This window comes from Streptomyces sp. NPDC059897, from assembly GCF_042730865.1.
Taxonomy (GTDB): Bacteria; Actinomycetota; Actinomycetes; order Streptomycetales; family Streptomycetaceae; genus Streptomyces.
In genome coordinates, this window is record NZ_JBHWKQ010000012.1 from 210,388 (window position 1) to 217,121 (window position 6,734).

The following is a 6,734-nucleotide window of genomic DNA, read 5'->3' on the forward strand; positions in this document are numbered from 1 at the left end:
TTGATGCGCTCCTTAGTTGGCGCTCTGCGTCGGGGGGTGGCTGGGGCCTGTGCGGCGGGCACCGCCCAGGAAGGACAACGCGGCGATCCGGTCCACGGCCCCCGCGAGGGCCTGCGGCGGCAACAGGCCCGGGCCCCGGCCGCGTACGAACTCCGCGAACGCCTCCGCGGTCGTGTACTTGGGTGCGAAGCCCAGTGTGTCGCGCATCTGGGCCGTCGACACCATGCGTCCGTGCGTGAGCAGCCGGATCTGCTCGGGCGAGAAGTCCGTCACCCCCAGCGTACGCAGCGCGCCGCCCACCCAGGTCACGGCCGGCAGGAGAACGGGGACCGTCGGCCGGCCGAGCCGCCGGGAGCACTGCGAAAGCAACAGCACGCCGTCGCCCGCGATATTGAACGTGCCGCTGTTCAACGTCCCCCGGGCCGGCTCGTGCGAGGCGATCCGCAGCACCTCGATCACGTCGTCCTCGTGCACGAACTGCAGCCGCGGGTCGTAGCCGAACACGGTCGGCAGGACCGGCAGCGAGAAGTACTCGGCGAGCGGCGAATCCGCGGTCGGCCCCAGGATGTTGGCGAAGCGCAGCACACACACCGCGACGTCGGGACGGCGCCGGGCGAACCCGCGCACATACCCCTCGACCTCGACGGTGTCCTTGGCGAAGCCCCCGCTCGGCAGCGACTTCGGCGGCGTCGTCTCGGTGAAGACGGCGGGATCGCGGGGCGCCGACCCGTACACATTGGTGCTGGACTTCACCACCAGGCGCTTCACGTGCGGCGCCTTCTGGCACGCGCCGAGCAGCTGCATGGTGCCGATGACGTTGGTCTCCTTGACCGCGCCACGGCCACCGCTGGCCAGCGGGGTGCCGGTCACGTCCATGTGCACGACCGTGTCCACGACGTACTCGGCGAGCACCCGCGCGATCGTCGGCTGCCGGATGTCGGCCTGCAGGAAGTCGGCCCCGCCCAGATGGTGCGCCGGCGGCACCGCGTCCACGCCGATGACCCGGTCCACCTCGGGGTCCCGCTGGATCCTGCGTACGAACCGGCCGCCCAGCTGTCGGGCCACCCCCGTCACGAGCACGACCTTGCCCAAGATCAGCGCCTACCTTCCGTCCCAGCCTCGCCGCGCTCCGCAATCACTGCCTGCGGGCCACGTTAGCGGTTCGATGTTGCGCTGTGATGTCTGCTCGATGCAGGAAGTGACGACGGCCACACGCCCGGGCAACGGGAGGTTCCGAAGTGAACATTTGCCTGTTCAAGGGAGCTGTCGCCGCGACCGGCCCGCACAACGCAATGTGGCCCTCCCACCGGATGGTGGAAGGGCCACAAGACGCGCTGTACAGCAGCGGTCGCTTACTTCTTGTTGCGACGCTGCACGCGGGTGCGCTTCAGCAGCTTGCGGTGCTTCTTCTTCGCCATCCGCTTGCGCCGCTTCTTAATGACAGAGCCCACGACTACCCTCGCTCACTTCTCGGACAACCCCCGCAATGCGGAGACAATCACTCGGTGCGGGGCTGCATTGGGGCCCACACGACCTACGGGGGGCTAGCCTACCCCGCCCCGAGCGCCGAGCAGAAATCGAGGTCCGCGGGATCCTGTGGATCAGCCGGCGTCCACCCCCACGTAAGAGTCACGGAGGTACTCGTGAACCGCGTTCTCCGGGACTCGGAAGGACCTCCCCACCCGGATCGCGGGCAGATGACCGCTGTGCACCAAGCGGTACACGGTCATCTTCGACACACGCATCACCGCGGCGACCTCCGCCACGGTCAGGAACGCCACCTCGGATAGAGGCCTCTGGTCAGCAGCCATGACACACCTGAACCTTCCGCACTCGACGGCCACCGGCTTCCCCTTCCGGTGACTCAACGTCGTTGCGTGCTCACTCCCCAATGTAGAGGCGGGTGATGCGAGTGGGGAAGAGGAGCAGCGATCGGCCGCCTACTGTGACAGACACGCTCGATTGAGTACATAGCGAGTAAGCGGTCGGTAGTAATCAGACCGCACAGCGTCATCAAGTGGAACGACGACGGACACCTGCCCCTCGGCCTCACCGACGAACAGGGCCGGATCGTCCGTATCGGCCAGACCGATGGCGTCGAACCCCAACTGACCTGCACCGCAGACCCATCCGTGGTCCCCGATGACCAGCTCGGGCAGCGGCTCGCCGGCCTCCGAGAGCGCGCCGAGCACCATGCGAACCGGGAGTGGGGAGTGGGTGTGCGCGCCGGTCTCACTTCGCACCGGGTACGCGCCCGGTTCGCGCACCAGCGCGACTCCCCGGTCGTAGTCGAGGTTGTACGTGCGTAGGCCGAACCGGGTCGTTATGTCGACACTCCGGCCCTGCGCGGGGGTGAGGACGGGACAGCCCACCGCCGACAGGGCGTCCGCCAACGCGGCGTAGAAACCGAGCAGCCGGTGCGGATGTCCCGTCCCGAACAGCACCGGGGAGCGAGACTCCGCGGCCCTCCCGAGCCGCTCCGCAAACGCGTCCAGAGCCGCCAACGTCCGTTCCGGATCGATGACATCGTGCCCTGTCCGGTGCCGCGGGTCCCGGGAAACCCCGCACTTGTCCGCCATCAGCGCGAGCAGATCGCGGTGCCCCCACACCCACTCGGGGTCGAGCCCGAGCATCACCCGCGGATCCCGCGCCTCGAACAGGCGGTAACTCCGCAGACTCTCCTCACGGGAGGTCGCCACGGGCCCGGCAAGCCGAGCCGCCAACAGATGCGCACGCAGGGCGCCGACGCTCAACACCCTTGTGATGTTGCTGCATTGCCCCCACCCAAACCCCGAAAACCCCGAAACACCCCACAGTCGGAGTAACCCCGGCATCCGGATCCCACGGCTCGGTCGGCCAACTCAAGCCGCTGCGGCGACCGAGCAGCGGGGCCCGGGCCGGAACCCCGAGTCATCAACACCGACGCCCTCTCGCCCATCTCCCGCTCCCCCGCCCATCTCCCACCCACCCGCCCCCTCCGGGGGCGTCGGCCGCACGGGGCGCAGCCACCACCTTGGGCAATCTGCCGCCACCACGCCTCCCCACCCGCGACGGTCGGCCGCCGCCTTGGGCAATCTGCCGCCTAATGGGGTCTCCCCTGCTCGGAGCTTGTCGGAGAGCTTGGGGAAGGCAGGGTGGGCAAGGCGGCCCCCGGTGCCGCGCAACGAGGCGATGGGCCCGGCCCCGGCCGACGCGAGGTCCCCCGTTGCCGCGTAACGAAGACAGAGGCCCGGCCCCGTCCGGCTCAGGGCCCCCGGCGCCGCCCACCCATCACGGCAACAGCCCCCGCAGGGGATACGCCGACTTACGGGTCGCCAGGATCGCCTGGTCGAGCCGGTCCGCGGGGTCGTACCCCGCCTCCCACTCCCGGTACGACACGGGCCACCGCCCATCCGTCATCCGCTGCGGAGCCAACTGCCGCGTACGCGCGAACACTTCCTGCCGCCACCCGTCGGGAATCACCGACTCGGGCGCGATCTCCCGCCCCGCCGCGATCCCCACCAGATGCGTCCACGACCGCGGCACCACATCCACCACGGCGTAGCCACCCCCACCGAGCGCGACCCACTTCCCGTCCGCGTACTCGTGCGCCCACTCGTGACACGCCACCTGCACCGCCCGCTGCGCGTCCAGCGAAACCGCCAGATGCGCCAACGGATCCTCGAAGTGCGTATCGGCCCCGTGCTGCGTCACCAGCACCTGCGGCCGGAACTCCGCCAGCAGCTCCGGCACCACCGCATGCAGCGCCCGCAGCCACCCCGCGTCCCCGGTCCCCGCCGGCAGCGCCACATTCACTGCCGTCCCCTCGCCGGCCCCGTCGGCCCCCGTCTCCTCGGGCCACCCGGTCTGCGGGAACAACGTCCGCGGATGCTCGTGCAGCGAGATCGTCAGAACCCGCGGGTCCTCCCAGAACGCCGCCTGCACCCCGTCCCCGTGATGCACGTCCACATCCACGTACACGACCCGCTCGGCCCCGAGCTCCAGCAGCCGCGCGATCGCCAGCGCCGCGTCGTTGTAGACGCAGAACCCGGACGCCGCCCCCGGCATCGCATGGTGCAGGCCGCCCGAGAAGTTCACGGCGTGCAGCGCGTCCCCCCGCCACACGTTCTCCGCCGCCCCCACCGACTGCCCGGCGATCAGCGCGGACACCTCGTGCATCCCCGCGAAGGCCGGATCGTCCATGGTCCCGAGCCCGTACGCCGGATCGGCGGAATCCGGATCGGCCGAGGCCGCCTTGACCGCCTCCACGTAGTCCTCGCGATGCACGAGCCGCAGGGTCGATTCCCCCGCCGCCTTGGCCGCGACGACCTCCAGCTCCCGCTCAAGCCCGAACGCGTCCACGAGTCTCCGGGTCAGATCAAGCCTGACCGGATCCATCGGGTGTCCGGGCCCGAAGTCATACCCCGCTACCGCCGGGTCCCACATCAATTGCGCGCGGCCGCTCATGCCCGCCACCGTATCTGTCCCCCCGCTCCCGGAACGACGGGGCGTACACGAGCGTCAGCAGCACCAACACCATCGGCACGAGCATCGCCCCGCGATAGCTCCACGCATCCCCGATCGCCCCGACAAGCGGCGAACCGATCAAAAATCCCACGTAGTTGAAGATATTGAGCCGCGCGACCGCCGCATCCGAAGCGTTCGGAAACAGCCGCCCCGCCGCGGCGAAGGTCTGCGGCACGATCACGCACAACCCGAGCCCCAGCAACGTAAAGCCCAGCATCCCCACCCACGCCCCCGGCGCCACAGCCACCACACCGAACCCGCCGGCCGCCACAACAGCCCCCAGCCGCACCACGGCCACGGCCCCGAACCTCCGCACCCCCACATCCCCGACGGCCCGCCCCACCAGCGTCATCACCATGTAGACGTTGTACGGAACCGTGGACAGCTGCTCCGAACTCCCCAGCACGTCCTGGAGGTACTTGGCGCTCCAGTTCGAGACCGTCGAGTCCCCGATGTACGCGAAGGACATCACCAGGCACAGCGGCAACAACACCTTGAAGGCGACCCCACTGCCGCCCTGCCCCTGCTGCGCGCCGTCCGCCTCCGCCTCCTGCGCGACCGCCCGCCCGTCCACGTACCACCGGCTCGCCACGAGACAGAGCGGCAGCAGCACGCACACCACGGGCAGATACGACACGAACAGCGTCAGATCCCAGTGCGCCCCGGCCCACGCGAGCGAGGCCCCGACGATGCCGCCGAAGCTGTAGGCGGCGTGGAAGCCGAGCATGATGCTGCGCCCGTACGCCCGCTGCAGGCTGACCCCGAGCATGTTCATCGAGGCGTCGAGCGCCCCCACGGCCAGCCCGAACGCGGCGAGCGCGACGGCCACTTCGGCCATCGACTCCCCGGCCCCGACCCCGAGCAGCGCCAGGAGCACGACGGGCTGCGACCACCTCAGCACCCGGCTGGGCCGCACCTTCTTCACCAACTGCTCGGTGCCTACGCTCCCGACCCCGGCGAGGACCGGCACGGCGGCCAGGAACACGGGCAGCAGCGCGTCGGATATCCCGTACTGGTCCTGGATGGCGGGGATCCGGGTCACGAGGAGCGCGAAGGCGGCGCCCTGCGCGAAGAAGCTGAACCCCAGAGTCCCGCGGCCCCACCGCAGCCGCCCACCCGCCGTGCCGGCCGTCCCGGCTGTGCCATCGGTCATGGCGGCACAGCGTATGCCTCGGCCTTACCAGTGGGTAGATGGATCACGAAACCATGGGCCGACCGTGACCTCGGCGCCCTCAGCCGAGCAGCCGGGGCAACTCCCGCATGTCGCCGAAGAGTTCGTTCGCCCCGTCGAGCCGCTCGGCGGGCGTCATCGCGGTGAACCCGTACACATCCATCCCGGCGGCGACGGCGGCCTGCACACCGAGCGGACTGTCCTCGACGACCAGGCACTTCTCCGGCGGAACACCCATCCGCTCGGCGGCATACAGAAACAGGTCGGGCGCCGGCTTCCCCCGCCCCACATCCTGCGAGCTGAAGATCCGCTCGTCGCCGAACCATTTGTCGAGCCCGGTCTTCCGGTGCCCGACCCGAATCCGCTCATGGCTCCCGGAGGACGCGACGCAGTACGGCACCTCGTCGGCCGTCAGCTTCTCCAGCACCTCGACGATCCCGTCGACCGGCTCAAGCTCCCGCTCGAACGCCGCGAACACCCGCGCGTGGAAAGCATCGTCGAAATCCTCGGGAAGCCGCTTCCCGGTCCGCTCGAGCACCACATCGTGCACCCGGTGCATGGCGGCGCCCATGTAGTCCCGCAGCGATTCCTCGTACGTGGTCGGGTGTCCGAGCTCGGTGAGATATCCGGCCAGGAGCGTATTGGAGATCGGCTCACTGTCGACGAGTACGCCGTCGTTGTCGAAGATGACGAGGTCATAGCGCATACCCATGTATTCGACCCTACCTAAACGCAGAAAAGCCCGGACCGTATCCCGGTCCGGGCTTTTCTTCAAAAATAGTTCGGCGGCGTCCTACTCTCCCACAGGGTCCCCCCTGCAGTACCATCGGCGCTGTGAGGCTTAGCTTCCGGGTTCGGAATGTAACCGGGCGTTTCCCTCACGCTATGACCACCGAAACACTATGAAACTGTCAACCGGAGCCGTGGCACATGGCTACGACGGTTGTTCGTGGTTTCAGAACCAACACAGTGGACGCGAGCAACTGAGGACAAGCCCTCGGCCTATTAGTACCAGTCACCTCCACACCTTGCGGTGCTTCCAGATCTGGCCTATCAA

At 69.0% G+C, this 6,734-nt stretch carries 7 protein-coding genes and 1 rRNA gene; all 8 read right to left on the minus strand.

The window, feature by feature from the left end; translation table 11 throughout:
- Window positions 1-12 precede the first annotated feature (12 nt).
- The 8 genes from ACFV9W_RS16540 to rrf all read right to left on the minus strand — a co-directional run bounded on the left by ACFV9W_RS16540 (window position 13) and on the right by rrf (window position 6,574).
- A complete protein-coding gene (locus ACFV9W_RS16540; protein WP_385760899.1) occupies window positions 13-1,092 on the minus strand; it encodes an NAD-dependent epimerase/dehydratase family protein in 1,080 nt (359 codons plus the stop codon).
- 260 nt (window positions 1,093-1,352) lie between these two features.
- On the minus strand, window positions 1,353-1,451 hold the full coding sequence (locus tag ACFV9W_RS16545; protein WP_003948845.1) for a 30S ribosomal protein bS22: 99 nt from the start codon (window positions 1,449-1,451) through the stop codon (window positions 1,353-1,355).
- Window positions 1,452-1,601: 150 nt separating this feature from the next.
- Window positions 1,602-1,811, minus strand: a complete 210-nt coding sequence (locus ACFV9W_RS16550) for a helix-turn-helix domain-containing protein (RefSeq protein WP_266711274.1) — start codon at window positions 1,809-1,811, stop codon at window positions 1,602-1,604.
- A gap of 129 nt (window positions 1,812-1,940) precedes the next feature.
- On the minus strand, window positions 1,941-2,756 hold the full coding sequence (locus ACFV9W_RS16555) for a phosphatase (protein WP_385760903.1): 816 nt from the start codon (window positions 2,754-2,756) through the stop codon (window positions 1,941-1,943).
- 514 nt (window positions 2,757-3,270) lie between these two features.
- Window positions 3,271-4,446: an acetoin utilization protein AcuC gene (locus ACFV9W_RS16560; protein WP_385760906.1), complete on the minus strand. Its 1,176-nt coding sequence runs from the start codon at window positions 4,444-4,446 to the stop codon at window positions 3,271-3,273.
- Window positions 4,397-5,659: an MFS transporter gene (locus ACFV9W_RS16565; protein WP_385760908.1), complete on the minus strand. Its 1,263-nt coding sequence runs from the start codon at window positions 5,657-5,659 to the stop codon at window positions 4,397-4,399. Before ACFV9W_RS16565 ends, ACFV9W_RS16560 begins: the two co-directional genes overlap by 50 nt.
- Window positions 5,660-5,738: 79 nt before the next feature.
- Window positions 5,739-6,383, minus strand: coding sequence for an HAD family hydrolase (locus ACFV9W_RS16570; RefSeq protein WP_385760922.1), 645 nt, complete (start codon window positions 6,381-6,383; stop codon window positions 5,739-5,741).
- Between the two features lie 74 nt (window positions 6,384-6,457).
- Window positions 6,458-6,574: ribosomal RNA gene (gene rrf, locus ACFV9W_RS16575) — 5S ribosomal RNA — on the minus strand.
- Window positions 6,575-6,734 lie beyond the last annotated feature (160 nt).

Coding starts and splice junctions, on each gene's coding strand:
- ACFV9W_RS16570 (WP_385760922.1), bottom strand. CDS start 6,383: ATGCGCTATGACCTCGTCATCTTCGACAACGACGGCGTACTCGTCGAC.
- ACFV9W_RS16565 (WP_385760908.1), bottom strand. CDS start 5,659: ATGACCGATGGCACAGCCGGGACGGCCGGCACGGCGGGTGGGCGGCTG.
- ACFV9W_RS16560 (WP_385760906.1), bottom strand. CDS start 4,446: ATGAGCGGCCGCGCGCAATTGATGTGGGACCCGGCGGTAGCGGGGTAT.
- ACFV9W_RS16550 (WP_266711274.1), bottom strand. CDS start 1,811: ATGGCTGCTGACCAGAGGCCTCTATCCGAGGTGGCGTTCCTGACCGTG.